This window comes from Lactobacillus sp. PV034 (assembly GCF_014522305.1).
GTDB lineage: Bacteria > Bacillota > Bacilli > Lactobacillales > Lactobacillaceae > Lactobacillus.
In genome coordinates, this window is sequence record NZ_CP041982.1 from 1050635 (window position 1) to 1076019 (window position 25385).

Consider the following 25385-nt stretch of genomic DNA (forward strand, 5'->3'; position numbering starts at 1 on the left):
AGGAGACTTTATTATGACAACAGTTTTAGTTATTCAAGCTCATCCACATACAAAAAATAGTTTATCGGTAACAGTAGGCAAAAAATTTATTGATACTTATCGTAAAAATCATCCTAATGATAAAATTATTATTCGTGACTTATATGCCAATAGGGGTGTACCACCCTTAAACGACTTAACTATGGAAGCCTGGCGTAAAAAGAAATTTCAAGAAGAACTTGCCCCTGCAGAAGAAAAATTACTTACAGACCATGAAACATGGCTCGATGAATTCATGAATGCTGATAAATATATCTTTATTAATCCAATGTATAATCATTTTTTACCGGCCGAATTAAAGCAATATTTAGATTTAACTGCAGTAGCACATAGGACCTTTAAATATACTGCAAAAGGCCCAGTAGGATTATTAAAAAATAAAAAGGTAATCCATATTCAATCTTCTGGCAGTATTTATCATCAAGAAGGCAAGTGGGGAATTATAAAATTTGCTTTTAAAAAACTATTTCATATTTCAAGTTCTCAAAGTTGTGCCTTAATGGATTTAGGCAGTCTTTATCTTGTTAATATGTTAAAATTTTATGGTATAAATGATATTGATAGTATTTATATCGAGGGTGCTGATGCTAATCCAAGTCAAAGAGAAAATACATTAGCTGCAGCGCAAAAAATGGCTACACAAAAGGCAATAAACTTTTAAGATAGGAATTTTATCATGTCCAATTATTCGGCTAATGACTTGCTTAATCTTATTAAACAATTACGAACTCATACTGATTCAAGCTCAAAAGAAAAAAGATGGATTCAGTTACATTTATCTGATCCACAATTAACCAAAATTATCCCTTCGCTTTCAGTTGTAGCTCTACATATTCTTTCTATTTTAGAAAAAAAAGATCTAACCGGAATTGATTTAGCTAATAAATTGAATGTTACCCGTGGAGGTATTACTCGGGCGGCTCAAAAATTAATTACTAATAATTTAGTTCAAACTTTTAAACATGAAGATGATCAAAAGCGCATTTATTATTCCCTCACTTCACAGGGAGCCAAAATTGCCAAGGTTCATGATCAAATGCATATGAGAATAAATAATAAATTTGAACAATTTATTAAAAATAAATATTCTTCAGCTGATCTAAATCTTATCGGAGGCTTTTTAAGCGATATTTTATTAATGGAAAATAATTTTGATACCGAAAAAGCTGAGTCTGATTAATAGACTCAGCTTTTTTTACTTCTTAAAATATTGACCCTTATTTACTTCATAGTATTTCTTATAACGATCAATATAATTGTGGAACATGTAATGCATTAACAGCCAACGCTTAAAGTTACGATCTTTCTTATAAAAGACAGTTGTACCATAACGTCCTTCACTGATTAACTTTTCAGCTTCTTTTTTAGCTGGATTATCAAAAGCATATTTCTTAAAGATCTTAACTGGCACACCTAACCAAAGCATGTACTTGCTCTTATCTTTATTCCCATACACTGTTGGCTTATCCTTAAGACTATCTTCAACGTAGTCTTCAACATACCATTTAGCTAAGTTATAGCCATTTAAAGTTACATAAAAACTTGACCGACCTTGACGTAAATTGATTTCGAAGAACTTATATTCTCCATCACGTTCATCATACTTGATATCAAAGTTAGCCATTCCTGTATAATTTAATTTTTCAAGGAAAGCTTGAACAGTATCATAAAGCTTTTGATTATATTCTGGCAAAATAGCCATATAGTTACCAATTGATTGTGGAGTTGGATCTTCAAGAAGTGGATGACCCATACACATCATTTTAACCTTGTGATCTTTATCAACATAAGCGTTCAATACTCTCATATTAGAATCATCACCAGGAATAAAGTCTTGTAAAATTAGATCTTCAACATAGCCATGAGTATAGATCTTAGTGACAATATCAATTAATTCAGCTTCATCATGAATTGTAAAGGCCTTTTTACGTCCTTCGAATTGGCAGTTAAGCCATGAAACAGGATCTTCAGGCTTCAATTCCACTGGATAATCAAATGGTATTTTCATGAAAGTATTATTCTTATAATCATCCATGGTGATGATCTTAGTACCAGGATATGGCAAGCCATATTCTTCAGCAATTTGGTAAAAGCCTTCTTTAGAAATTAACTTTTCTAGTAAATCATAATTAATGTAAGGAACAATAAAAGTGCCTTCTAATTCTTTCTTATGCTTAGCTAACAATTCTGCATAACCATCACCACAAGCAATTAAAATAACCGGTTCTTTGTGATCCTTATATTCTGCAATTTTTTGGTTCATTACTTTCATGAAACCTGGATCTTCGGCGAACCCTGGGTGCACTTCAACATTAACAATACTTGAATAACGAGTAGCTGCTAATTGCGTAGCTGCCCAGGCTTGTACAGTAATTCCGTAAGCTTCGTTAAAAGAACGAGCCATACCATATACATTAATATCGCTACCTAAAAGAATAGGGGTAAACTTTGGTTCCACAATAAATTCCTCGATTTTATTTAAATTTTTATTTTTATACTAACTTACCAGATTCGATTAATTTCGCTACTTCTGGTTGAACACGTTGATACTTCTTAACAGTATTTTCGTAATCCACAAAGTATAGTTTATACCAAACTAAGAAAGTATAAATAGCCCAAATTTGACGACGAGCTGAGCCATCACCCTTGTAGTTGTCATCAAGTAATTTTACAATCTTTTCTTGATCAAATATGTCATTTACAAAGTCTTCAGTAAATAACTCTCTAACTTGCTTGTAAAAACGTGGTTCCTTAAGCCATTGTTTAATTGGGGTTGGGAAACCAAGCTTTGGACGTTTTGCCCATTCATCTGGTAAGACTCTTTCAGAAGCCTTTCTCAACGCATACTTCGTATCATGACGATTCATTAAGTACTTAGTTGGAATTGAATTAGCAAGTTCAGCAATCTTTTTATCAAGATATGGCACACGTAACTCAAGTGAGTGGGCCATTGAGATCTTATCAGCTTTTTGTTCAATATCGTTAAGCATAAAGTGGTGTAAATCAATGTATTGCATTTGCTTTACTTCATCAATATCCTTAACTTTCTTGAAGTCTTCTTGATAAATACCATTAACTGTTAAATCATTTTGGTATTTTTCACGTAAGATACCGTTAGCATCGTCAGATGAAAAGATAGTTGGGTAATCCATGTCGTAAATAACTGATTGACCAACGTAGAATTCACTTGGCTTAGCTAAATTAGTGTACATATGAACTTTACCTGGGAAGTTAGGCATCTTCTTAATACCATGAGCTAATTTCACACGAGCACCCTTTGGCAGCTTCTTTAAGCCAGAAGTGAATACTTTAATGACATTGTTGTGAGTATGCATACCATAGTTGACGTAACCAGCGAATAACTCATCAGCACCTTCTCCAGAAAGAGCCACGGTAACGTGCTTACGTGCTAATTTACATAAGTACCATAATGGAATAATTGATGGGTTAGCATCTGGTTCATCCATGTGGTATTGCATTTCTGGGAAATCTTTCATAGCTTCATCAGCATCTACCTTATCGGAGAAGAAATCCCAACCCTTAATGTCTGCTAAAGCCTTTGCCTTTGATGCTTCATCATAAGTTGAATCATCAAATGAAATTGAAAAGACATCTTCTGGATTAAGCAAACTTGTAATGTAACTTGAGTCGACCCCTTCTGATAAGAAGGCACCAACTGGTACATCAGCATTGTGATAAAGTTCAACAGTTTCCTTTAGATCTTCGTTAATCTTATCTAAAGTTTCTTCGAAAGTAAGATTATTTTCTACATATTTAGCATCCCAGTACTTGTGAGTCTGCATCTTACCATCTTTATATTCAAACCAGTGTCCTGCTGGGAAACGGTAAACACCCTTAAAGAAAGTTTCCTTCAAGTCATTGTACTGGTTCATTAAGTATGGCTTAACTGCTTCAGTATTAAGTTCCTTTTTAAAGTTAGGGTAAGCTAAAAAACTCTTTAACTCTGATCCAACCAAAAGTTTACCATTTTGATCAGAATAATATAGCGGCTTAATACCAAAGAAGTCACGTGCACCATAAAGAGTTTGCTTTTCATCATCCCAGATAACAAAGCCAAACATTCCACGTACACGCTTAAGGATACCGTCCATCCCCCACTCTTCATAACCATGAAGTAAGACTTCAGTATCAGCTTTGGTAGAGAATGTGTGACCTTTTTCAATTAATTCTTCTCTCAATGGCTTAAAGTTATAAATTTCACCGTTGAAGATGATTGCCTTACTTTTATCTTCATTGAAGATAGGTTGGCTACCACCGCGTAAGTCAATAATTGAAAGACGTCTAAATCCAAGCGCCACTTTGTCATTAACATATTTACCATCAGAAGATGGACCACGGTGCTTGATAGTATCCATCATTCCTTGAATAGCATGATCTTTATCCTTTAATTCCGGATCAAAGATAGCACAAATTCCGCACATAAATTTATTTCTCCTCAAATATATTTATAGTTTTGTGTTGTTCTAAATTCGATAAATTCTTCGTCTTGAACTTGCTCCATAGCCAAAAGCCTGCATAATATGACGCTTAGGGTCAATATTTACAACATATCCAGCTGCTTCATTTGGATGGTCAATCTTACGTTTCCAACGTTTATTATACTGCGTTGTTAAAGCATGATTTGGCCCCATTAAAGCTGAACAGTTAAACAAAACGTACTGAATTCCATTAATTCGATATTGGTCTTCATTATGACGATGACCACAGAAATAGGCAATTACCTTAGCATCTTTAATATTAGTAAAGTCAAAGCTATTAGATAATGAAAATTCTGCCGGTACATCATGTGAGTCTAAGTAACCCTTTTCTCTTTGATTAAAGGCTACCAAAAGTTCATGTAATGAACGACCATTATATTTCAAGGCATTGCTACCATGACGATTAATCGGATTAGCATGACTCATAAAGACGATCTGTTTACCACTAGATTTTTCTAAAATCTCGATAATTTCCTGCATTTGATCTTCACGAATCGCTAAACTGATTTTTGTATCGTACTTCTTTTTGCCATTTTTATCAAGCTCATATGGGATATCAGAAGTATTAATCGTAATAAAGCGTACATTATCTTTATCAAAATAAGCTACTCCATGTTGACGGGAAATATAGTGAATTCCCTTCTGGAAGTACATGGTTGGCCACATAATGTTTTCAAACTCACGTTCAGGGAAAGAAGCCTTTAAGTCATGATGCTCATCAAACTTATCATTTTCATCATGATTTCCCTTAATAATAGCAAAATTGGTTTTATTTGAACGAAAAGCCTTACGCAAAGAAATTAATTCTTGCTCACCCAGCATACCCGGATCAGAACCATCCATCCAATCACCTAAGTGGGCTTTAAGATCCAAGATATCAAGATCTTCTAAGTAATTAAACTCTTTAACATGAGTTAAGCCATTATAGCCATAAAAATCAATACTATCACTATCTTTATAGTGAGTATCGGTTAAGATTCCAATATTTACTGAATCTTCTCCTTGACGAATATGTTTTTTGGCAAATGCAACAAAGTCTTCTAGTTGTTGCTCAACAATATAGCGTCGCCCTGTTTCTTTATTGGTGAAAGCCCGAAAACGTCCCAGACGTTCATCATATGTACGCACATATTCTGGTGCCAAATCCTTTGCATCAATTGAACGCAATGCTTGATGCAAAACCCCATCATCATCTTTATAGACAACTAGGTCAAACTCTGCACCATTTGGAGTCCCTTGTGCCTTACCTACCCGGTACTCTCCGACTGTCATGTATTGTTGCATTTCATCAAAAGGACGGTTTCTCTTTGGCTGCTTAGCCTTGCGCAGCGTTCCTGAAAACTGATCTATTAATCCTTTTGTTTTTGTAAAAATTCCCATAAAAAGCTCTTCTTCTTCGTAAAAAAAGAGGTCAGCAATTTGACCTCTTAAATTAATTATTTGCCAAAGTATTTGCTGCTAAGCCTAAAGATAAGACCGCATCTTTTGACAAAACTTTTCGCAAATCGGTTTCGTCAATCGCACGTACTGCTCCGATCACCTTTAAGCTGTAAAGTAAAACATGTAAATCAGTTGCACGATCATAATTGCCATCTTCAAATGGTGCTTCATGATTATAAGTTAAGTTGATTTCGTTTTTATCAACATAACCATCTACGTGATTAGTTAAAATTCGGTCTTGAACATCACTAATAGTTTGGTTCATGTCGAGCAAAGTCAACTTACCATCACTTTCGCCATCATAGTAATCTTCAACCTTCATTGATAAATAATCTTTGATTGGCTTATCTAAAACTTTTAAGCTATCAATTTCAGCAAAGATCTTGTTTAGGTCTAATTTTTCTTCTCCACTAATAATTTTGTCTTGGGATGCGGCTAATTCATCAGCCAAATTCATGGTAGTTAAGTTTTCCATTTTATCCTCCTTGAAATACAGTTTTCATTATAGCAAAAAACCTAATAAAAGTCGGTTAATCTCGCAATATTATCTAATTATTAATAATTATACTTTCAAATTATAATTTCAGAACAAAAAAGAACTATTTTATAAAAAATAGTTCTTTTGCTAGATTATTTAAACAAGACGTTTTCTAATGGCACCTGAAATCCAATCAATTACAATTACCATAACCACAATTCCCAATAAAATAATTCCTACTCGGTTCCATTCACGGTATTGCAAAGCAATAATTAAAGGATAACCAATTCCTCCGGCTCCAACCAAACCAAGGATTGAGGCTGAACGAACTGAGACGTCAAACCGATAAAGCGTATTTGAAATTAAGGCTGGCATTAAGTTAGGCATTGTTGCAAAAGTAATCGTATTCCACTTCGAACCTCCAACAGAAGCAATCGCTTCATCGGCACTAGTATCTAAACTTTCTATTGCTTCTGAAAAAAGCATGGCTAACATCCCAACTGAGTGAAAGCCAAGAGCAAATACACCAGCAGCCGATCCAGGGCCAACAGCTTTAATAAACATTAAAGCCAAAATAATTTCTGGGAAGGAACGAATAACTGCTAAAACAATTTTGCCACTTCTAGATAAATACCATTTTTTATGCTTAGTATTAGCAGCCCAAAAGGCAAAAGGCAACGAAATCACTGCCGAAATAATTGTTCCCAAGAAGGCAATACAGATTGTATCCCAAAGCTGTGAAATCAGATCTTCGCCGCTCCCATTCCATACATATGACCAGTCTGGATGGAAAATTCCAGAAATTATTGCCCCGGTAATTTGAGCTGCACTTGACTTAATTCCGCCAAAATCAATGCCTGCTGCAGACCAAACAATTAAGACAACTGTCACAATTCCAATTAACCAATGAATTGTGCGCGTCCGCTTATTAACTGGTTTTGGAGGTAATTTTTTTAATTTACTAGTATTCATTATTTAGTCAATGCCTCCCTTGATGCTGATGAAATATAATCAATAATTACGACAGCGACAATGATCACAATTAAGATGGTTCCAGTACGATTGTATTGGAATAATTGTAAGGTCTGTTGTAAGTACAAACCAATACCACCGGCACCAATATAACCAAGAATTGTTGATGCTCTGACATTAATTTCAAATGCATAAAGTACATATGAAACAAAGTAAGTCATTACTTGCGGTAAGACAGCAAAATGAATAATTTGTAATTTTGATGCTCCGGATGCTGTCAAAGCCTCTATTGGTCCGTAGTCAATCGTTTCGATAGCTTCATAAAATAATTTCACTACCACACCAAAAGTAAATACCGACAAAGCGAATACCCCAGCAATTGGTCCGATTCCCACTACAGCAACAAAAAGTGCACCTAAAAGCAAATCAGGAATTGTTCTGATAATGTTCATTATCAATCTGAGAATACCAGTTAAAGCCTTATTTTTAACGATGTTTCTCGCAATTAAGAAGGAGTAAATAAAAGCAATTGCTGAACCAATGACAGTTCCCAAAATTGCCATCTTGATGGTTTCAATCAAGTATGGCCAAATTACGTGGGCATAACTCCAATCCGGCTTACACATTTGGACTAAGACATCCATGAATTGACCAAAGTTATCTGGAGCTAGCAGGACACTTAAGTGGGTATTAGTTACATTAATCGAAATAAATAAACCTGCGACTAAAACAATCAACCAGATGATAGTTGACCACTTTAGCTCTTTTTTCGGCAATTGCTTAAGTTGATGCTGTTTATCTGTCATTGTCAGCCTCCTCAAGTTGTCCCTTGTAAATTTTGTCAAAAATACTTTCTGGAGTTTCGCTCATCTGACCATCATAGATAATTTCACCACTTTTAACTCCAAGTACTCGATCTCCAAATTTTCGTGCAAGTTCAATACTATGAAGATTAGCTACTACGGTCATGCCATATTTTTGATTTAACATTTTCAAATATTGCATTACACTTTCAGCAGTTTTGGGGTCAAGTGAAGCTGTTGGTTCATCAGCTAAAATAATTTTCGGATTTTGAGTTAGTACTCGTGCAATTGAAACACGTTGTTGTTGTCCACCTGATAATTGATCTGCGCGAACATATACCTTATCTGCCAAATCAACTTGTTGAAGTGCTTCATAAGCCTTTTGTTTATCTTCAGCACTAAATAAGTTAAAGGTAGTTTTCCAAGAAGAATAATAGCCTACTTTTCCTGTCAAAACATTTCTTAAAACACTAGAACGTTTTACTAAATTAAAATTTTGGAAAATCATCCCAATATCACGGCGAATATTACGCAACTGCTTCCCCTTCGCATGCGTTATTGACTGACCATCAATCAAAATATCTCCTTCAGAAATATCTTGAAGACGATTAATTGAGCGAAGCAAAGTGGATTTACCGGCACCTGAAAGACCAACTACAACCACAAATTCACCTTTATTAATGTTGAGATTGATATCCTTTAAACCCTTAGTTCCATTTGGATAAACTTTAGTCACATTTTTTAATTGAATCATTGGTTGATTCTCCATGAGTTCTAACCCTTTCTTTTTACTAACTTTTATTGTTGTGTCTCGTCTACTAACTTGTCATACTTACGTACAACATTAAAATCACTATTTTTAGCTATCACATAGCCTTCATGACCATAAATTGATTCTAATAAGGCTCTTCCTTTTTTGGATTCACCTATTTCAATAAATGCCTTAGCTAATTTCTTGCGGAATTTTTTAGACATATTCGGTTGCACACAAATCGTGTCATTTGGAATTGGCTTAGTAAAGTAAATTGGTACAACTTTTTTCATAATATCAGGTTCATCGGCCTTAACATTATTTCTCGCATCTTCAAAGACAAAAGCTGCATCAGTATCGCCGTTTAAAACATTAAGAACAGCTTGATCATGACCGGTAACAGTAACCAACTTACATTCTTTTGGTACATTTAGTCCCTTTTCATATAATTCTGCTACTGGGAAAACATAGCCAGAACTAGAAGTAGGGTTTTGTACTGAGATACTTTTACCCTTTAAGTCTTTCCAAGATTTTATCTTAGAGCCCTTTTTTACTAAGATTTCAGCCCGATAAGATTTGACAAACTTCTTGCTAGGCATCCCATTTGGCTGCTGCACTCCATATCTTTCGGCCTGTAATAAAATATCAGCTGCACCTTGTTTATGACCCAATACATAACCGTCGGGAGGTAAAAAACCAACATCAACTTTTTTAGACTTCATTGCTTCGACAACAGTCGTATAATCTGTTGACATAGTCACATGAACTGGTATTCCTAGCTTCTTAGATAGCATCTCTTCCAGTGGTTTTGCTCGGCCTTCAAGCTTATCAGCAGCTTGGCTAGGAACAAACTGAACATTTAAAACTTTAGGCGTATAAGTTTTTTTACTATCAGTCTTTTTGGAACAAGCACTTGCTACAAGGGTAAGCATTACGGCTAATCCAATTACTAAAAATTTTTTTATTTTTTTCATCATGCCCTCCTACTGACACAATTAAAATCCGACAAAATACTTACTTTTTTCACAAACTTATAAAAAAAGACTTAATATGTGGTCGTTAAATACGACTTCATATTAAGTCTCTAATAGAACTCAAATTAATGAGCAAAGCAGCTATCACTAGGAATCTTTTCTTGCTAAATCCAGCTCCAAACATGTTGCTGCTCCTTTCCACCAACCCGCTACCGTTTGTTCTCTTGTATAATACCAGAAATATTCGTTATTGAGTATGTAAATTTTGTAAGAAAGCGTTTTACCATGTAGATTCTCTAATTGGTGCGTTCCAATTAAAATAAAAAGAATAGACCATTATTTTTAATGACCTATCCTCTTGCATAATTGATGCTCTTTATCTGAAGAATTTCTTTTTCTTTTTACTGATTTTTTCGTTCTCAACACCAGTCTTAACAATTAAGACATCTGCTAAAGCATGTTGATTTACGTATTCAGTTACACTACCCATTAATAAACGTTCGACTGCATTTAATCCAGTAGCACCCATGATGATCAAATCATTGCCATGATCTTCTACAAACTCAGTGGCAATAATGTGCTTTGGCGAGCCATAACGAATGTGATAACTTAAGTTGGTAAAATCTTTATTTTCCTTAGCCCACTCTTGCAAACTCTTTAGATAATCTTCTGAATCTTGGGTCATTTTATAAATTGTATCGCCAGAAATTAAAGTATCTTGCATCTCACCCATAAATTGACGCGTATCAATTACATTTAAAATATCTAAATGAGCATTATTATCAATTGCAATTTGGACAGCCTTATCAAAAGCTCTTTCTGCATTTTCTGATCCATCTACAGGTACTAAAATATTATTATAATCTTCAACCATAGTTACTCACTCCCGCTTCCTAAGTCTTTCTTTTCATGTTAATTCTACCATAATTATTGCTATCACAACCGTTTTAAACTACCAAACTTCATCAAAAATCTTTTTATCCAAAGTGATTTTTTTAGTTTAATTACCACTATTCTCCAATAACGTGATAAAATCATTAATGAGATAATATATTAAGTTTAGTGCCTTACTTAATATAGTGCAATCATTTTATCGATTTTTAAATTAAGGAAAGTACTGAAATGAGCGAAAAATATGAGACTAAATTAATTGGCGTTACATCTGGTCGCAATTTCCGCGAATTAGGTGGCTACAAAACAATAACTGGTCAAGAAATTAAAAGTCACAAACTTATTAGAAGCGGAAATTTAGCAGAGCTTTCTGATCAAGACGTAACTTTGTTAAAAGATTATGGTGTTAGGTATGATATTGACTTCAGATCAACTAAAGAAGTATCAGAACACCCTGATCGGGTTCCTGATGGTGCTCACTATGAGTTTGACCCCGTCTTTAGTGAAGATCTTACAAATGCTTCTAAAGGAATTTTTGCTTTAGAAGAAAACGCCGAAAAAGATCCTCAATTTGGCTATAGGCACATGTTTTATGCCTATGAAGATATGATCAAAAGTGATAGTGCCCAACAAGCATACCGAAAGTTTTTTGACCTTCTACTAGCAAATAGTAATGAGCATGAAGCTCTCTTATTTCATTGTACTGCCGGAAAAGACAGAACGGGATTTGGAGCGTTATTAATCCTTTCTGCTTTAGGTGTGCCATTTTCTACAATTAAATATGATTATACTTTAACTAATATTACTACTGCCGACTTTATTAACAATATGTTAAAGCAAGCGGCAGCCAGTGGTGCAAGCGAGCGTGTTTTACAGTCAATTAAAGATATTCAATCAGTTCATCCCGAATATTTGGATCATGCTGTATTCGTGTTAAACCAAGAATATGGCGGTATTAACGAATATCTCAGAAAAGTAATGAAATTATCAAGTAATGATATTTTAGATTTGAGAAAGATATATCTTAAGGACTAAAAATGAGTGAACCAAAATATTTACAAATTGAAAACACATTAAAAAACGAAATTCGTAATAAAAAATTTAAGTATGGCGAAGTTTTTTACAGTGAAAAAGAATTAGCACAAAAATTTAATGTCTCATCTATCACTGTTATTAGAGCAGTTAAAGATTTAGTAGCAGCCGGTTATCTAATTCGTTATCAAGGAAAAGGAACCTATGTTTCTTATTCTCCTAACAATCGCCTTGTCCATTATCAAGATGTAACAACCTATCCTGAATTAATTGAAGACAAAAATAAAAATGAAGAATCAATGGATGTTGTTAGCTTAGAAAAAGAAAGTGATCCAATTATTAATACGATCTTCAAAACGCCTAAGACTAATTTTTATTATCACCTTAAACAGATTAGAAAAGTCGATAATAAGCCTTTCATGTTTTATAACATCTATGTTCCACTTTCAATGATTAATCCAGTTAAGGCACAAAATAAAGATAACTACAAAAATATTTATTTAAATATTCAAGAAGATTGTAACTTTTATCTTTTGGATGAACCTTTTAAAGAAACTCACTCAATTATTCCTGCATTTAAGGAAGTAAGTGAAGCATTGGGGGTTGACCTAAATACACCAATCATTCGACAAGAGAGAACAATCGCTTCAGAAAGAAGTGGTGAAGTTTTACTTTATATGAATAATTACAAATTAAGTGATTATGGTGTTATTACTTTAACTTCAGCTAATTTTCCTGAAGACTAAAAACTAAGAATTTAAAAATAAGCTCCAAAAGTTAGATACTTTTGGAGCTTATTTTTTATAGTCAATTCCAAAATACATTAAGTATTTTGGACCTAGAAATTATTATCTAAAAAATCATAAATATAATTAGGATCGTCACTAGCAAATAATTCATTTAGATCAGCAACAGGTGTTTGAGCTAAGAAATCCATTATTTTGGCCAGCATATTAGAATGCATTTTAGGATCTTTGTTAAGTAAAATAAATAAAAATTTTACTTCTAATTCTTCAGCAGGATTTACCATATTATTAAACTTAATCGGAGTCTTAAGTCCAACAGGAATAATTAAACGCTTATTTACATATTGCCCTTCAGTATGAGGGATGGCAATATTAGGCAAATCCTTTGAAAGTGGCCGAGTAGAGACGCCCGTAGGATATTTTTCTTCCCTTTCAATAATATTATTAATAAAATCTTCTTTTACATAACCTTGCTTATATAGTTTGTCATAAACAGCTTTAAAGATTTTATTGCGATCAGTTTCATCAGTTACAAAGACCATTTTGGGTTCAAAAAGACTAATAGTATCCGTAATGAGCTCCTCCTTTTCTCATGGTGTTGATATATTTTTATTATAGCCCAAAGAACATTTTTTAAACATTATTAACTTAAGAGAAAAATTATTTCAACTCTGTTTTTAAAAATATTTTTTTGTTAAAGTTAACTTGTACATTATTAGGTTTAAACGAAAGGACCCTACGATGACAAAAACAAAAACCGTTTATTTTGGTGCTGGCTGGTTCAGCGATACTCAAAACAAGGCCTACAAAGATGCAATGAGTGCCTTACAAGCAAATCCAACAATTGACTTAGAAAATAGTTATGTCCCACTTCAAAATCAATACAAGGATATTCGCGTTGACGAACATCCAGAATATCTTCACGATAAAGAATGGGCACAAGCAACTTTTAACGGTGATTTAATTGGTATTAAGACAAGCGATATTATGCTTGGTGTCTATGTACCCAAGGAAGAAGATGTTGGTCTTGGGATGGAATTAGGCTATGCCATGAGTCATGGTAAATATGTTCTTTTAGTTATTCCTGATGAATTATTCGGTGAATCAATTAACCTAATGAGTTGGGGCGTTGCAGATAATGTTATCAAAATGAGTGAATTAGCTGATTTTGATTTCAACAAACCACGCTTCAACTTCTATGATGGTGCTGTTTACTAAAATTATATTTTGATCAAGCTTTTGCTTGATCTTTTTTTATTTGTTTCAAAGGCAGAACTTTTAGTTATATTCGGTATAATAGAGATAATGAAGTAAAAAATAATTACAAAGGAATATTTTATTTAAAATAGTGAATTATTATGACAGAAAATATGACACAAAATTTACACTCCTTACAACGTATTATTAGAGTTGCTAAGGGAACTCGTTTTTATGAATTAGAATTTGCTAGTGGTGAAAAAGCCCGTTTTTACATTATAGCTCCAGGAATTTTTCGCTTTATTGTTGATCCTAGTGGCGAATTTGCACCTCTTAATCCAGAATTAACTATTCCTGCTAATAATTTTAGTTTAGAATCATTCGAGGCTTCACAAGTCTTAGTCACTGATGAAACTTTCACAATTAAAAGTGGTCAATATTCGATACGTTTCCATCGTAATCCGGCTACTTTTAGCATCTTCGATGATCAACTACACCGTTACCGCTTAATGCAAGCAAGTCCGTTAGAACTGGGACCTAACGAAAGTCGTGAAATTTTACACCAAAGTAAAAATGAATTTTACTATGGTGGTGGTATGCAAAATGGCCGTTTTAGTCATAAGGGAAAAATCATCCAAATTCACAATACTAACTTAAGTGGAGACGGAGCAGTGGCAGTACCAATTGGATTCTTTTGGTCAAATGCTGGCTTTGGTGAATTACGTAATACTTGGCAAAATGGTACTTATGATTTTGGTGCAACTAATACTGAAGAAACTATTATTAGTCATCAGAGTCCTATTTTTGACAATTTTTACCTTCTCGGCGATTCTCCCGCTGCAATCATTAATCAATATTACAAGATTACCGGCCATCCCCTATTTTTGCCTAAGTATGCCTTAGGTTTAGGCTATATGAGTGATTTCGTTAATACTAAATGGGCTGAAGCCGATCCAAAAGAAGCAAGCGCCGTCAAGTTTGAAGATGGTAATAGTTATCGCCCTACTAGCGACGAAAATGAAGTTTATGCACAAGCATCTTTTAATGGAGAAGAAAAATATCAATTCTCTGCTCGTGCAATGGCAGAAAGGTTCATTAAGCATAATCTTGATTTGAACTGGTTGGTACCTAATTATAATGATGATCATGACTTACCTGAGAGCTCAGTCGAACATTTAACCGAATTTGCTAATGATCACGATTTAGTAATTGGCTTTTATAAAAAATTACCAGCAAATGCAGCCCCTAACTTTTTGGTAGCTGCAAAAGATAAAGCAACCATTGGTAATGCCAAGATTATTCAAAATATCGCTCAAGCTACTGATCCTTTAATTAAAGCAAGCAAAGACGAACGTCCATGGACTATTGCTGAAAATGGCTGGACTGCAATTCAAACCTTAAGTGCTTCAATCACTAATAATGTTGGTGGTGAGTGGGACGAACTTGCTACCCAAGTTGCCAGTTTTCTAGGTTTATCACTTTCTGGTCAACCAAATATGGGTAGTGCAATTGATGGCGTATATGGTGGGAATAATGCTCAGGTAAATGTGCGTGATTTTGAATGGAAAATTTTCACTCCCCTTTTATTTAATATTGACGGCTGGGGGAATATTCAAAAAACACCATTTGCTTTTAATACTAAAATTACTCGTATTAATCGCGCTTATCTTGAATTAAGAAAATATCTTACCCCTTACCTCTATGCCTTAACTCATGAAGCACAAAATGGTAATCCAGTAATTCGTCCATTTTTCTTAGAATTTCAGCACGAAAAAGTTAACTATACCGAACAAGTTAAGCATGAATTTATGTTGGGGAATAATATTTTAGTAGCACCAATTATTAATGGGCGAGAAGATTATCAAGGTAATTCAATTAAAGATAATCTTTATTTACCAGATCACCGAACATTCTGGGTTGATCCGTTTACTGGTAAAAAGCTTATTGGTGGCCGCGTTTATGACAAGCTCCATTATCCTCTTTGGCATTTACCAATTTTCATTAAAAGTGGCAGCATTCTTCAAGAAGACTTGCGTCAGGCTACAATCTTCCCACAAGGCAAGACTAAGCAAGTTCTTTATGCTGACGACGGCCATACCAATGCCTACGAACACAATGAATTTGCTACTACTACTATTACTAGCGAGCTCAACGATAATAAATTGAAGGTTACCATTTCTCCAACCAAAGGAGAATACGAGGGTCTCGAAAAAGAACAAGCTACTGAGCTTAACTTATTAGTAGATAAATATCCAGGTGAATTAGTTTTCCGTGTAAATGACCAAGTAACTCAACTCAATGAATTTGGTAATTATGAAGAATTTGCCACCTCTGACTCGGGCTATTTCTATAATCCAGACTACTTAGTCTTTCCACAATTCCAAAAATTTACTCAGGCAGCGCAACCTGCACTTCAAATTAAATTACCAAAAGCTGATATCTCAAACACTAAATATGAAATTAAGATTGATAACTATCATTATGGTGATGAAGTTGAACGTCATGCTATCACTGATTCAGCCTTGAGTGCTCCTCATAGTGCATCAATTAGTAGTGAACGTTTAACCTCTCGAAGTATTTCTGTTAACTGGGTTAATCCAACTGATTTTGCTGGTAAAAACATTAAAGCTGATATTGAAGTTAATGGTATTATCCATACTAATATTGATGGCAATAGTTTTACCTTCCACTCTTTAGAGCCTAATACCCGTTATCGCTTTAGAATTAGAAATAAATTTGGAAATAAAGTTTCTGATTGGACCGAATACTTTGGTGCCAAAACAAAACGTGATCAAATGGATTACGCTATTCCTGATATTAAAGTAACAACCAATTTTGAAAATGGCACAGATAGTTCTTTAGCTAACTTAGTCGACCATAGTTTAGCTTCAGAATGGATTACTAAAGCTCAAATTAGTCCAGATCACCCATTAGAATTGACCTTTACCTTTGATCAAGCTTATAAGTTAAGCCGTATGGTTTATGTACCACGTTCTCGTGATCGCAAGGGACATATTTTAAGAGCTCAAATTGCTATCTCTACTGATGGTACTAACTTTGGTAGTTGGAGTGACGAATATAATTGGCCAAACGATGCCAAAAATAAAGTTATTGGTTTACGTGATGTCGTTGCCAAGTCAATTAAAATGCGTATTCTAAAGACCAATGATGATTATGTGTCTGCGAAAGAAATTTTATTCTTTATTGCTAAACAGCAATAACTTGTTGATAATTTCATAATTAAAACAAATTAAAAGGAAGCTTTTAAGCTTCCTTTTTACTTTCTTCAGATTTTTTTGCCCAATCATAATGATCTGCTAAACTGCAGCCATCAGGCCCACAGACCATCCCTTTTTTAATATTGAGGTTTGCAAATGCAGCTTGCTTTACATTTTTCTTTTCTTCACTCATTTTTCTCTCTCCTAAACTCTAATACCATAATCTTCAGCTAAAATCGTCTTTACCCCTTCAACTGTCATTGGTGCCGTATGACCAGTTAGTAATTCGGTATTATCAGGTAAAGTAGCTATCTTTTTTGAAATTGAATCTATAATTTGTTCTTTATTGCCACCTGGAAATTCAGTTAAGCCAATATCGCTGTTATAAAGCATGTCGCCTACTAAGGCAAAACCATATTTCTTTGAATAAAAGATTTGTGAATCAGGTGTATGTCCTGGAGTAGCAATAGCTTCTAGCTCAAACGAACTATCATTACTTTTAACCACCGTATGATCTTTGATTAATTCAACTCTTTCAGGCCACTGAACATGTTGTTGGTAGCGAGCGGCCAAATTTAATTGATCATTTTTCATAAAATTCACTGCATTTTCATTAACAACACAGGCTACGCCAAGAGCATCTGCCACTTTTGCAGCTTGATAAGAATGATCAAAATGACCATGAGTCAAAAGTACCTTATCAATTTTCCAACCCTTATCAGCAATTTTTTTAAGTAATTTATCTCCTTGAGCACCAGGATCAATTAAAAAGCCATGTTTAGTATTTTCATCAATAAAGAAGTAAGCTGCTGTTTGAAAAACATTTACAACTGGTTGAATAAATAATTGCATTTATTCCTCCTCACTTGCTTCTGTAGCTAGGCTTTCTTTAATTGCCTTTTCGAACACTTCACGTGGTTGTGCACCCATGTAGCCCTTACCATCAATGACAAAGAAAGGAACTGCGTGCACTCCATTTTGTTGAACAAATAATTCATCACTTACTACCTTGTCATAGTAATCTTTAGAATCAAGCAATTTCTTAGCATCTGCTACATTGACTCCGGCCTCTTTAGCAGCTTCCAACAAAACATTCTGATCCGCTAATTTCTTGTTATCACCAAAGTAAGCTTGGAAAAGTAAATCTGAAAGCTTATCCACTACTGCTTGATCATAATTATCCTTAACCCATTGAGTTAAGCGGTGAGCATCCATTGTATTAGTATTTAAAGTTGAAGCGTAGTTGAATTCTAGGCCTTCTCCTCTACCCATTTGTGAAATTTGCTCAATTCTTTGAGCGGCTTCTTTTTCTGTTAGCCCATATTTTTTGGCAAAACGTTCAAGTGTAGTTTCGGTAACATCATTCTTAGCATCAGGATAAAGTTGGAAGGCATGACGATCAAAGTGAACTTTATCTTCTACCTTTAAGTCTTTCAAGATATTATTAATTCTTCCTTCTGCAATATAACAAAAAGGACATGCATAATCTGACCATACAGTTATTTCCATTTTATTTCTCCCTTTTCACTTACATTTAGTTAGTTATCTTTTGATATTTATAATTATAATTGCTAAACTTAGCGTGACAAGTAGGCACTTTATTAATAGTTAGTATCTAAAAGGATAGTATGCAAATGGATGAAAACCTCAAAAATTTTAAAACAAGCGAAATGATACCTTTTAACGAAGCTCTAGGCCTAATTTCAGGTAAATGGAAAATGAATATTCTTTACGCCTTATCACGTCTTGGTAAACTTCGTTATGGTCAAATTAAGAATTTGCTCGAAAGCATTACTCCCCATGTTCTAGCTACTAAGTTAAAAGAACTTGAAGAAGAAGGATTAATCAAGAGAACCGTTTATCCTGAAATCCCGCCAAAAGTTGAGTATGCAATTACAGCAAAGGGAGAAAGTTTACTTCCTATTCTTAAGCAGCTCTGTGATTGGGGCAAAATTAACTGCAATAAAAAAGATCAATCTTCTAATATTTAAGAGAGATTGATCTTTTTTTCTAATTAAAACTTTTATAGCTAGGAATAAAGTTCAAATGTTGGAGCCATTCAATACTTAATTTAAACCAATGTGCTGTATGCTCATCAACAACCCACGGGCGTCCTTCAACAGCTAATTCTGGTGTTGCTAAAGAAAAACCATGACCACCCTTATCAAAAATGTGAGCTTCAAATTGCACATTATGTTTACGCAATGCAGTCATATATTCTAAAGAATTATCAATTAGGACAGTTGGATCATCATAAGCCTGAAAAATAAAAGTTGGCGGAGTTTGATCAGTTACGCCTTTTGCACTATCTAAGAATTCTCTTTCAGCAGCATCATCTACTTCTTCTTTTTCAGCACTATTTAGTTTAAATCCAATTTTAGCGAAATTAATTAATGGATAGCCTAATATCGTAGCATTTGGTGCTACTTCTTCACGGCTATATTTAAATTCTTTTTGCCATTTTTCACTTTCAGCCATCATATTCATCACGCTAACAACATTTCCACCAGCAGAGAACCCAATTGTTACGATCTTTTCTGGATCAATACCCAAGCGTCCCGCATTTTCTCTAAAATACTGAATGGCTCTTAATCCTGATAAAGCTGCATCAGGATAAATATCACCTGGGTCATTAATTAAATTATATGAAACCACGGCACTATTAAATCCTTTATTAGCATAAGCTAAAGCTACCGGTTCCCCTTCTCGTAGAGAAAGATGATTAAATGAACCACCTGGAAAGACTAAAATTAAAGGACGTTTTTTCATTACTAGATCTGGATTCTCTTCAAGACCATAATAGGTCACTTTAAAATCACGCTCATTAAAATTTGTCAGTACTAAATGTCTAACATCCATCAAAAAACCTCCTATTTCTTGTTTTTATCTTTCCTACTTAAATTATTGGTTAACAGCAGTGTACTTAATGGTACTGTCAATAAAACGCCAATAAATGAATAAACAATAATTAAACATTCACCAACGAACAGTTTATCATTTACTACTTCAAAAAGTGAATAATGTAGTCTCATATACCAAATAAATAACGGCAAAAAACTACCAAAGAATCCAAACAAGATGGTATTCATCGCTGTGCCCAAAATATCACTACCTACCATGTTGCCATGCTTAAGTAATTGTTTGCGATTAATTGCCGGGTCATGTCTTTTTAATTCTAATAAGCCAGCACTCATTGCTACACTTGCTTCGGCAATTGCTCCAAGAGTTGAAAAAATAGCTACAATAATTGAAATCTGTGGAAAACTAATTCCTGCTTGTAAAGATAAGCCAACTAATTCTTCTCCTGCTTGGTCCCCAAATCCAGCCGTTTGAGCAAAATATTGAATAATTACAATCAATACAATAATTATCAAACTAACTACTAAAGCACTTAAAAAGGAATTTCTTGCTACTACATAATCATGAGTTCCCAGATAAATAATTGTTAATAGCTTTAGGGGGATGAATACTAATGCTACCGCAATGACGTTCACACCCCAAGAAATTAAGAGAGCTACCAAAATTATCAAACTTGCATTAATTATTACACTCAAGTAAGACTTGAGTCCGGTTTTTCCCCCAACAATAATCATTAAAACTAACAATAATAGTAATAAGGCAGATAAAGTTGTCATTAGTTTGCCTCCTTACTAGTTACATGCTTATGTAAAAATACACCTGATGCTAAAGTGGCAAATATTACTGTTAAAACAATTCCTACTGCCGAAATTAGACTTTGAATTACACCTAAAGACAAGGCAAACTCAAAGGTATAAACCAAAGTATTATTATCTCGCAGATATAAAATCGTCATTGGCAATGCCTCAGCCATAAAAATCAGTACTAAAACATTAATCAGCGGTCCCATTATTTCTTGCCCAAGTGTGCGCCCACTAACAAATAGGACTTTAAAAGTTAAATCTTTCTTATGTTGGCATAATGCATACAAGCTCGAAACAATATCCGTTGCCTCATCCATTACTGCACCTAGTACTCCAAGCAAAGTTTGCGCCAAAAATAAGGCCCTTGGATCTTGAGTGGCATAATCAACTGCTTCATATTTTATGCCACTTTCTCCAGTCACGCGCATAATTGCATAACAAATCCCAAATGATACAAAAACTCCTAAAAGCGTAGCTACAAGGGTAACCCACATTTTTGTGTTTAGGCCTTGAACAATTAAGAGCGAAACCAAAGTAAATATCACGACCGCACTACCATAAATTAAAAATATTTTAGTGCCATTTTCAGCAATATCGAATTTGATGACAAAATAAAAAATAATTGAATTGATGATCATTGAAAAAGCAAGAAGACTTGCATGTTTTCCCGTAATTGCTACTAGCAAACTTAAAACTAAAGTAATTGCAAAAATTACAACCCAATCTCTTTTTGGACTCATCAATTTTGCTTTTTTATTAATAAAGGAAAGTACCACTCTTTCATGGGGATAATATTTTTGGCTCATTGCCTGTGAAGGCGAATATGTATTGCTTAGGGAATAAATTTTTCCCTTATTTTTTCCCGACAACACTTTTATATGAAGAGTTTGCGTACGCACTTCATCTTTATTTTGATAATTATCTTCAGTCTTATTAACTAGCTCATCTTTAATGTGACTATCAGTGATTACTCCAATTGGCTTATCAGTAAAACTAGTTGAAAAATATATCCAAACAGTTAATCCTAATCCAATAAAGAAAATTATTAAACTAATCCACGTTTTTGTTTTAATATGCAAGATTATTTTGGCCTCGTTTATTATAGTTTATGCTAATATAGTAGCATCAATTTAAGCAGTAAATTTTAAATTTTAACTAAAGTCTACTTGTTAATTATAAGGTTGGTATGAAATGGAATTAATGAATTCAGCATTTACCTTGGCATTAGCATCTGCCATAAGCATAATTATTGCCCAGGCATTATCTCGAATTTCTGTCAATTATATTAGTATGATCATTGGTATTATCATTGCTTTAATTCCCTTACTTAATGATCAAGTTGCTCCATTTGATTCTCACGTCTTCATGGAATTAATTGTGGCACCTCTTTTGTTCTTTGAAGGACAAAAAACTCATATTCATAATATTCGAAAAAATATTTATCGTATTTTAGGCATTACGGTAATTATGGTTGTGATCGCCTTAATTGTTGGTGGTTTCGCTGCTGCTTGGATTGGAAGTTTAAGTTTACCCATAGCCTTTATCATTAGCAGTATTAGTACCCCAACTGATGCCACAGCTACTCAATCAGTTACCGAAGGATTAAGAGTTCCACGTAGAGTTAATGCTTCTTTAAAAGCTGAATCACTCTTTAATGATGCATCTGGAATTATTTTACTTAATATGGCATTGCTGTGGTTTACTAATGGCTATATTAATTATGGCCAAACAATATTTCAATTTCTCTATGCTTCAATTGGTGGTGCCCTAGCAGGACTTATTTTGGCCTGGGTTATTGTGATTTTTCGGCAATTTTTGGTCCGTACTCGTTTTAATTCATTAAATGCCCAAAATATTCTTTATATTTTTACACCTTTTATTATTTATATCATTGCCGAACACTTTAAATTTTCCGGTATCATCGCTGTGGTAGTGGCAGGGTTAATCCATAATGCCGAAACACAAGAAAGTTTACTAATTAACTCTCGCCAGATTCATATGGGGATTGACCTTAGAGACTTAATTTCAGAAATTTTCAACAGTATGGTTTTCGTTATTCTAGGAATTATGATGGTTAGAATTAGCCGCAATCGACTGTTTAATCATGCCGCCGGAACTTGGTTTTTGGTTGGCCTCGCTATTTACTTGGCTAACGTAATTGTTCGTTACTTCTATAGCTTGCTAATGCTTAAATTTAATAATCGCGAGGCCGTTGTTTTCGCCCTTGGTGGGGTTCATGGAGCAGTGACCCTTGCCTTAGCTTTGACCCTTTCAGCTTCAACTTTAGGCAGTAGTAATTACAATATGGTTATTATGTCTGAGGGTGTGCTGATTTTACTAAGTATGTTAGTTGCGACTATTATTTTTCAATTTATTTTGCCTCATCTTCCTTCTGAACACGAAGCATTAAAGGCTGTCAATAAAATTAGAAGTGAGATGGTTAAACAAGCTTTAGTAGAAATTCATCATATGTATTTGCCTGCTCGGGTCCGCCGTTACGTTATCTACATGTTATTAACTCAAAAACGTTCAATTTCAACCCGTGAATCACTTAAAACTCTGATTAAGTCACTTAATCAACCAACTTTTACTGACCAAGAAGAATACTTAATGCGTCTCGCCTTTTTTAGGGCATTTGCGATTGAACGTAATTATCTAGAAACAATCAGTCAAAAAAATAAAGAGTACGAAGATTATCTTCGTGATTTATATGACAATATTTTATTAGCTCAATCATTAATTATCGAACCTTATGATGAAGACTAAGATATAGAAAAACTCCTGAATTATTAATTTCAGGAGTTTTTTCTTATTTAAAAAATTTTTCCCACCAGTGTCTTTTTTGTGGAATTTGCATATCAGCAAGAGTCCGATGAACATTTTGTTGCGCACGTTTTTCTTGATTTTCTCGTGCCTTACGCAAAATTTCTTCATGAATATCTTCTGCTTTTGTTTCTTCAATAACCTGGTCCTTTTCTTCTGGTTGCTCATTACTTACTATTCCAGAAATATCAGGCATTGCAGCAATCTTAGGGTCAATTTCTTGATCTTTTTTTGTATCAGTTTCTGGCTGGGCCAAACGATGATTTTGATCGATAAGCTGTTGATTTTGCTTTTCTACACGCGTGACTTGGGCTTGTAAGGCTTGAATCGCTTCATTTTGACTAGCAATTGTTTGCTGTAACATTTGTAGTAAATTAACTACTTGTTGTGCATCAATACTAGTATTTAATTGAGTCTGCGGTTCGACCTCATTTTTAATTTTTTTAGTATCTGCTTCTGTTTTATCACTAATTGCAAAAATTTGTCGTGCAGCTTCTTGTAAGGTAATATCTTTTGTTTTAGCTAATTTTTTAAAAGCCTTTAATTCATCAATATTTTTATGGGTATAAAGACGAGATTTTTGCTTTGTTCGAGCATAATAAGATCTATTACTAGTTACCTTTTCTACAATTAAAGAATATTTTCTTAAGGTAGCCACACTTATTTTTAGTTCTTCAGCCACATCTGCAGGTGCTATTAGCTCTTCAAATTCACGCTTACTCACAGTTTAACTCCAACTTTCCTGATCCCTCTTAATCATGCTTATGTAACAAGGTCTTTTTATGGTTAAATCTTTCCATTCCCAAATTAATTAAACGAGTAATAAGTTCAGAATATGGAATCCCTACTTCTTCAAATAGCTTTGGGTACATACTAATATTAGTAAATCCAGGTAGGGCATTAACCTCAGTTAAGATAATTTTCTGATCTTCATCACGAAGCATAAAATCAGTTCTAGCTAATCCTGCACATTCAGTTGCTTGGTATACCTTTAAAGCATTTTTACGGACAGTTTCTACGATGCCTTCTGGAAGTTTAGCAGGAATTTGTAAGGTTGAAGTTGAACTATCATCATATTTATTTTCGTAAGTATAGAATGAATCTGATGCATTAATAATTTGACCAACACCAGCAACAATAGGCTTATCATTCCCCAATACCGCAGTTTCTACTTCACTACCATGTACAGTTTCTTCAACTAAAACTTTGTCATCATACTTAAAAGCTTCCGCTAATGCTTCTTGATATTCTTGGGCATTAGTTACATGGCTTACCCCAACAGAAGAACCTTGGTTTGAAGGTTTAACAAATAAATCTTTACCCAACTTTTCCGCAACATAATCATAGTTTACTTTTGAATTATCTTTTTCATCGTATTCAAAACGCTTGATTGAAATCCAGTCGGCTACAGGCACACCAACACGTTGGGCCAAAATTTTAGTCATTTCTTTATCCATCGTGACAGCTGCGCCTAAGATATCATCCCCAACAAATGGCTTATCTAGAATGCGGAACAACCCTTGTAAACCACCATCTTCTCCCAAATTACCATGCACAATTGGGAAAAAGATATCAATGTTTGGGCGGTCTTCAAGATTAGCTATATTTGAAATATTTGCTACCTTATGAGGGTTTTCAACTGTCATCTTAGGATTATCCAAAACCTTGCGTGAATCTTCATCGCCAGCTAAATAACCATCATTAGTAATCCACATTGGATAAACATCAAATTTGTTAGTATCAATAGCATTAAAAATATTATGGGCTGATTGAATGGATACCTCATATTCTGAAGAATTTCCACCAAAAACTAAGCCTACTGTTGTCTTGTTTGTCATTTTTTATCTCCTTAATAGTCCT

26 protein-coding genes are annotated in these 25385 nt (G+C 34.2%); 8 read left to right on the forward strand and 18 right to left on the reverse strand.

Annotated features, from left to right (window positions below):
- Positions 1-13: 13 nt before the first annotated feature.
- Entirely contained in the window at positions 14-700 is a 687-nt protein-coding gene (locus FP432_RS05405; RefSeq protein ID WP_265488301.1) for an FMN-dependent NADH-azoreductase, read from the forward strand.
- Between the two features lie 15 nt (positions 701-715).
- The gene (locus FP432_RS05410) at positions 716-1219 is read left to right on the forward strand and encodes a MarR family transcriptional regulator (protein WP_265488302.1); all 504 of its coding nucleotides are present in this window, start codon (positions 716-718) and stop codon (positions 1217-1219) included.
- A gap of 15 nt (positions 1220-1234) precedes the next feature.
- On the opposite strand, the gene FP432_RS05415 is transcribed toward FP432_RS05410, so the two are convergent.
- From FP432_RS05415 to FP432_RS05455, 9 genes are all read right to left on the reverse strand, one after another.
- Complete coding sequence (locus FP432_RS05415) at positions 1235-2497, reverse strand: carboxylate--amine ligase (RefSeq protein ID WP_265488303.1); 1263 nt, start codon at positions 2495-2497, stop codon at positions 1235-1237.
- 34 nt (positions 2498-2531) lie between these two features.
- A complete protein-coding gene (gene asnB / locus FP432_RS05420; protein WP_265488304.1) occupies positions 2532-4481 on the reverse strand; it encodes an asparagine synthase (glutamine-hydrolyzing) in 1950 nt (649 codons plus the stop codon).
- Positions 4482-4523: 42 nt separating this feature from the next.
- A complete protein-coding gene (locus tag FP432_RS05425; RefSeq protein ID WP_265488305.1) occupies positions 4524-5918 on the reverse strand; it encodes a metallophosphoesterase family protein in 1395 nt (464 codons plus the stop codon).
- A 52-nt stretch (positions 5919-5970) separates the two neighbouring features.
- Positions 5971-6453, reverse strand: coding sequence for a hypothetical protein (locus tag FP432_RS05430; protein WP_265488306.1), 483 nt, complete (start codon positions 6451-6453; stop codon positions 5971-5973).
- Between the two features lie 159 nt (positions 6454-6612).
- Positions 6613-7428 carry a phosphonate ABC transporter, permease protein PhnE gene (gene phnE, locus FP432_RS05435; RefSeq protein ID WP_265488307.1) on the reverse strand — a complete coding sequence of 272 codons (816 nt, stop codon included), beginning with the start codon at positions 7426-7428 and terminating at the stop codon, positions 6613-6615.
- Positions 7428-8234 (reverse strand): phosphonate ABC transporter, permease protein PhnE, encoded by an 807-nt coding sequence (gene phnE, locus FP432_RS05440; protein ID WP_265488308.1) that lies wholly within the window; start codon positions 8232-8234, stop codon positions 7428-7430. Before phnE (FP432_RS05440) ends, phnE (FP432_RS05435) begins: the two co-directional genes overlap by 1 nt.
- On the reverse strand, positions 8224-9000 hold the full coding sequence (gene phnC, locus FP432_RS05445) for a phosphonate ABC transporter ATP-binding protein (protein ID WP_265488309.1): 777 nt from the start codon (positions 8998-9000) through the stop codon (positions 8224-8226). The genes phnE (FP432_RS05440) and phnC overlap by 11 nt, the downstream gene beginning before the upstream one ends.
- A gap of 29 nt (positions 9001-9029) precedes the next feature.
- The gene (locus tag FP432_RS05450) at positions 9030-9956 is read right to left on the reverse strand and encodes a phosphate/phosphite/phosphonate ABC transporter substrate-binding protein (protein ID WP_265488310.1); all 927 of its coding nucleotides are present in this window, start codon (positions 9954-9956) and stop codon (positions 9030-9032) included.
- A gap of 376 nt (positions 9957-10332) precedes the next feature.
- Complete coding sequence (locus FP432_RS05455; RefSeq protein ID WP_265488311.1) at positions 10333-10830, reverse strand: universal stress protein; 498 nt, start codon at positions 10828-10830, stop codon at positions 10333-10335.
- A 248-nt stretch (positions 10831-11078) separates the two neighbouring features.
- Between FP432_RS05455 and FP432_RS05460 the strand changes: the two genes are divergently transcribed.
- Both FP432_RS05460 and FP432_RS05465 read left to right on the forward strand, forming a co-directional pair.
- Positions 11079-11882, forward strand: coding sequence for a tyrosine-protein phosphatase (locus FP432_RS05460; RefSeq protein ID WP_265488312.1), 804 nt, complete (start codon positions 11079-11081; stop codon positions 11880-11882).
- A gap of 2 nt (positions 11883-11884) precedes the next feature.
- Entirely contained in the window at positions 11885-12625 is a 741-nt protein-coding gene (locus FP432_RS05465; protein ID WP_265488313.1) for a GntR family transcriptional regulator, read from the forward strand.
- Between the two features lie 92 nt (positions 12626-12717).
- On the opposite strand, the gene FP432_RS05470 is transcribed toward FP432_RS05465, so the two are convergent.
- Positions 12718-13200 carry a PTS sugar transporter subunit IIA gene (locus FP432_RS05470; RefSeq protein WP_265489611.1) on the reverse strand — a complete coding sequence of 161 codons (483 nt, stop codon included), beginning with the start codon at positions 13198-13200 and terminating at the stop codon, positions 12718-12720.
- A 166-nt stretch (positions 13201-13366) separates the two neighbouring features.
- Here FP432_RS05470 and FP432_RS05475 point away from each other — a divergent pair, with 166 nt between their 5' ends.
- Positions 13367-13843, forward strand: coding sequence for a nucleoside 2-deoxyribosyltransferase (locus FP432_RS05475; RefSeq protein ID WP_265488314.1), 477 nt, complete (start codon positions 13367-13369; stop codon positions 13841-13843).
- 140 nt (positions 13844-13983) lie between these two features.
- A complete protein-coding gene (locus tag FP432_RS05480) occupies positions 13984-17043 on the forward strand; it encodes a DUF5110 domain-containing protein (protein WP_265488315.1) in 3060 nt (1019 codons plus the stop codon).
- Between the two features lie 43 nt (positions 17044-17086).
- Here FP432_RS05480 and FP432_RS05485 read toward each other — a convergent pair whose 3' ends face one another.
- From FP432_RS05485 to FP432_RS05495, 3 genes are read right to left on the reverse strand one after another with little or no spacing between them, the layout of a single operon-like run.
- Positions 17087-17233 (reverse strand): hypothetical protein, encoded by a 147-nt coding sequence (locus tag FP432_RS05485; protein ID WP_265488316.1) that lies wholly within the window; start codon positions 17231-17233, stop codon positions 17087-17089.
- Between the two features lie 11 nt (positions 17234-17244).
- Positions 17245-17892, reverse strand: coding sequence for an MBL fold metallo-hydrolase (locus FP432_RS05490; protein ID WP_265488317.1), 648 nt, complete (start codon positions 17890-17892; stop codon positions 17245-17247).
- The gene (locus FP432_RS05495; protein ID WP_265488318.1) at positions 17893-18549 is read right to left on the reverse strand and encodes a DsbA family oxidoreductase; all 657 of its coding nucleotides are present in this window, start codon (positions 18547-18549) and stop codon (positions 17893-17895) included.
- Positions 18550-18668: 119 nt separating this feature from the next.
- On the opposite strand from FP432_RS05495, the gene FP432_RS05500 reads away from it, so the two are divergent.
- A complete protein-coding gene (locus FP432_RS05500; protein ID WP_265488319.1) occupies positions 18669-19031 on the forward strand; it encodes a winged helix-turn-helix transcriptional regulator in 363 nt (120 codons plus the stop codon).
- Positions 19032-19050: 19 nt separating this feature from the next.
- On the opposite strand, the gene FP432_RS05505 is transcribed toward FP432_RS05500, so the two are convergent.
- Genes FP432_RS05505 through FP432_RS05515 form a run of 3 tightly spaced genes read right to left on the reverse strand, consistent with a single transcriptional unit; the run spans position 19051 to position 21781 of the window.
- A complete protein-coding gene (locus tag FP432_RS05505) occupies positions 19051-19899 on the reverse strand; it encodes an alpha/beta hydrolase (RefSeq protein ID WP_265488320.1) in 849 nt (282 codons plus the stop codon).
- A gap of 11 nt (positions 19900-19910) precedes the next feature.
- A complete protein-coding gene (locus tag FP432_RS05510; protein ID WP_265488321.1) occupies positions 19911-20675 on the reverse strand; it encodes a YibE/F family protein in 765 nt (254 codons plus the stop codon).
- Positions 20675-21781 (reverse strand): YibE/F family protein, encoded by a 1107-nt coding sequence (locus tag FP432_RS05515; protein ID WP_265488322.1) that lies wholly within the window; start codon positions 21779-21781, stop codon positions 20675-20677. The genes FP432_RS05510 and FP432_RS05515 overlap by 1 nt, the downstream gene beginning before the upstream one ends.
- 112 nt (positions 21782-21893) lie before the next feature.
- On the opposite strand from FP432_RS05515, the gene FP432_RS05520 reads away from it, so the two are divergent.
- On the forward strand, positions 21894-23468 hold the full coding sequence (locus tag FP432_RS05520) for a cation:proton antiporter (RefSeq protein WP_265488323.1): 1575 nt from the start codon (positions 21894-21896) through the stop codon (positions 23466-23468).
- Between the two features lie 43 nt (positions 23469-23511).
- Here the strand turns inward: FP432_RS05520 and FP432_RS05525 are convergent, their stop codons facing one another.
- Entirely contained in the window at positions 23512-24249 is a 738-nt protein-coding gene (locus FP432_RS05525) for a MerR family transcriptional regulator (RefSeq protein WP_265488324.1), read from the reverse strand.
- Between the two features lie 28 nt (positions 24250-24277).
- Positions 24278-25363, reverse strand: coding sequence for a D-alanine--D-alanine ligase family protein (locus FP432_RS05530; RefSeq protein WP_265488325.1), 1086 nt, complete (start codon positions 25361-25363; stop codon positions 24278-24280).
- Positions 25364-25385 lie beyond the last annotated feature (22 nt).

What these genes read in the sequence shown, in the direction of transcription:
- FP432_RS05460 (WP_265488312.1), top strand. Translation starts at nt 11,079, where the DNA reads ATGAGCGAAAAATATGAGACTAAATTAATTGGCGTTACATCTGGTCGC.
- FP432_RS05520 (WP_265488323.1), top strand. Translation starts at nt 21,894, where the DNA reads ATGGAATTAATGAATTCAGCATTTACCTTGGCATTAGCATCTGCCATA.
- FP432_RS05405 (WP_265488301.1), top strand. Translation starts at nt 14, where the DNA reads ATGACAACAGTTTTAGTTATTCAAGCTCATCCACATACAAAAAATAGT.
- FP432_RS05455 (WP_265488311.1), bottom strand. Translation starts at nt 10,830, where the DNA reads ATGGTTGAAGATTATAATAATATTTTAGTACCTGTAGATGGATCAGAA.
- FP432_RS05510 (WP_265488321.1), bottom strand. Translation starts at nt 20,675, where the DNA reads ATGACAACTTTATCTGCCTTATTACTATTATTGTTAGTTTTAATGATT.
- phnE (WP_265488308.1), bottom strand. Translation starts at nt 8,234, where the DNA reads ATGACAGATAAACAGCATCAACTTAAGCAATTGCCGAAAAAAGAGCTA.
- asnB (WP_265488304.1), bottom strand. Translation starts at nt 4,481, where the DNA reads ATGTGCGGAATTTGTGCTATCTTTGATCCGGAATTAAAGGATAAAGAT.
- FP432_RS05475 (WP_265488314.1), top strand. Translation starts at nt 13,367, where the DNA reads ATGACAAAAACAAAAACCGTTTATTTTGGTGCTGGCTGGTTCAGCGAT.
- FP432_RS05505 (WP_265488320.1), bottom strand. Translation starts at nt 19,899, where the DNA reads ATGGATGTTAGACATTTAGTACTGACAAATTTTAATGAGCGTGATTTT.
- FP432_RS05450 (WP_265488310.1), bottom strand. Translation starts at nt 9,956, where the DNA reads ATGAAAAAAATAAAAAAATTTTTAGTAATTGGATTAGCCGTAATGCTT.
- FP432_RS05425 (WP_265488305.1), bottom strand. Translation starts at nt 5,918, where the DNA reads ATGGGAATTTTTACAAAAACAAAAGGATTAATAGATCAGTTTTCAGGA.
- FP432_RS05500 (WP_265488319.1), top strand. Translation starts at nt 18,669, where the DNA reads ATGCAAATGGATGAAAACCTCAAAAATTTTAAAACAAGCGAAATGATA.
- FP432_RS05485 (WP_265488316.1), bottom strand. Translation starts at nt 17,233, where the DNA reads ATGAGTGAAGAAAAGAAAAATGTAAAGCAAGCTGCATTTGCAAACCTC.
- FP432_RS05410 (WP_265488302.1), top strand. Translation starts at nt 716, where the DNA reads ATGTCCAATTATTCGGCTAATGACTTGCTTAATCTTATTAAACAATTA.
- phnC (WP_265488309.1), bottom strand. Translation starts at nt 9,000, where the DNA reads ATGGAGAATCAACCAATGATTCAATTAAAAAATGTGACTAAAGTTTAT.
- FP432_RS05530 (WP_265488325.1), bottom strand. Translation starts at nt 25,363, where the DNA reads ATGACAAACAAGACAACAGTAGGCTTAGTTTTTGGTGGAAATTCTTCA.
- FP432_RS05465 (WP_265488313.1), top strand. Translation starts at nt 11,885, where the DNA reads ATGAGTGAACCAAAATATTTACAAATTGAAAACACATTAAAAAACGAA.
- phnE (WP_265488307.1), bottom strand. Translation starts at nt 7,428, where the DNA reads ATGAATACTAGTAAATTAAAAAAATTACCTCCAAAACCAGTTAATAAG.
- FP432_RS05430 (WP_265488306.1), bottom strand. Translation starts at nt 6,453, where the DNA reads ATGGAAAACTTAACTACCATGAATTTGGCTGATGAATTAGCCGCATCC.
- FP432_RS05480 (WP_265488315.1), top strand. Translation starts at nt 13,984, where the DNA reads ATGACAGAAAATATGACACAAAATTTACACTCCTTACAACGTATTATT.
- FP432_RS05490 (WP_265488317.1), bottom strand. Translation starts at nt 17,892, where the DNA reads ATGCAATTATTTATTCAACCAGTTGTAAATGTTTTTCAAACAGCAGCT.
- FP432_RS05495 (WP_265488318.1), bottom strand. Translation starts at nt 18,549, where the DNA reads ATGGAAATAACTGTATGGTCAGATTATGCATGTCCTTTTTGTTATATT.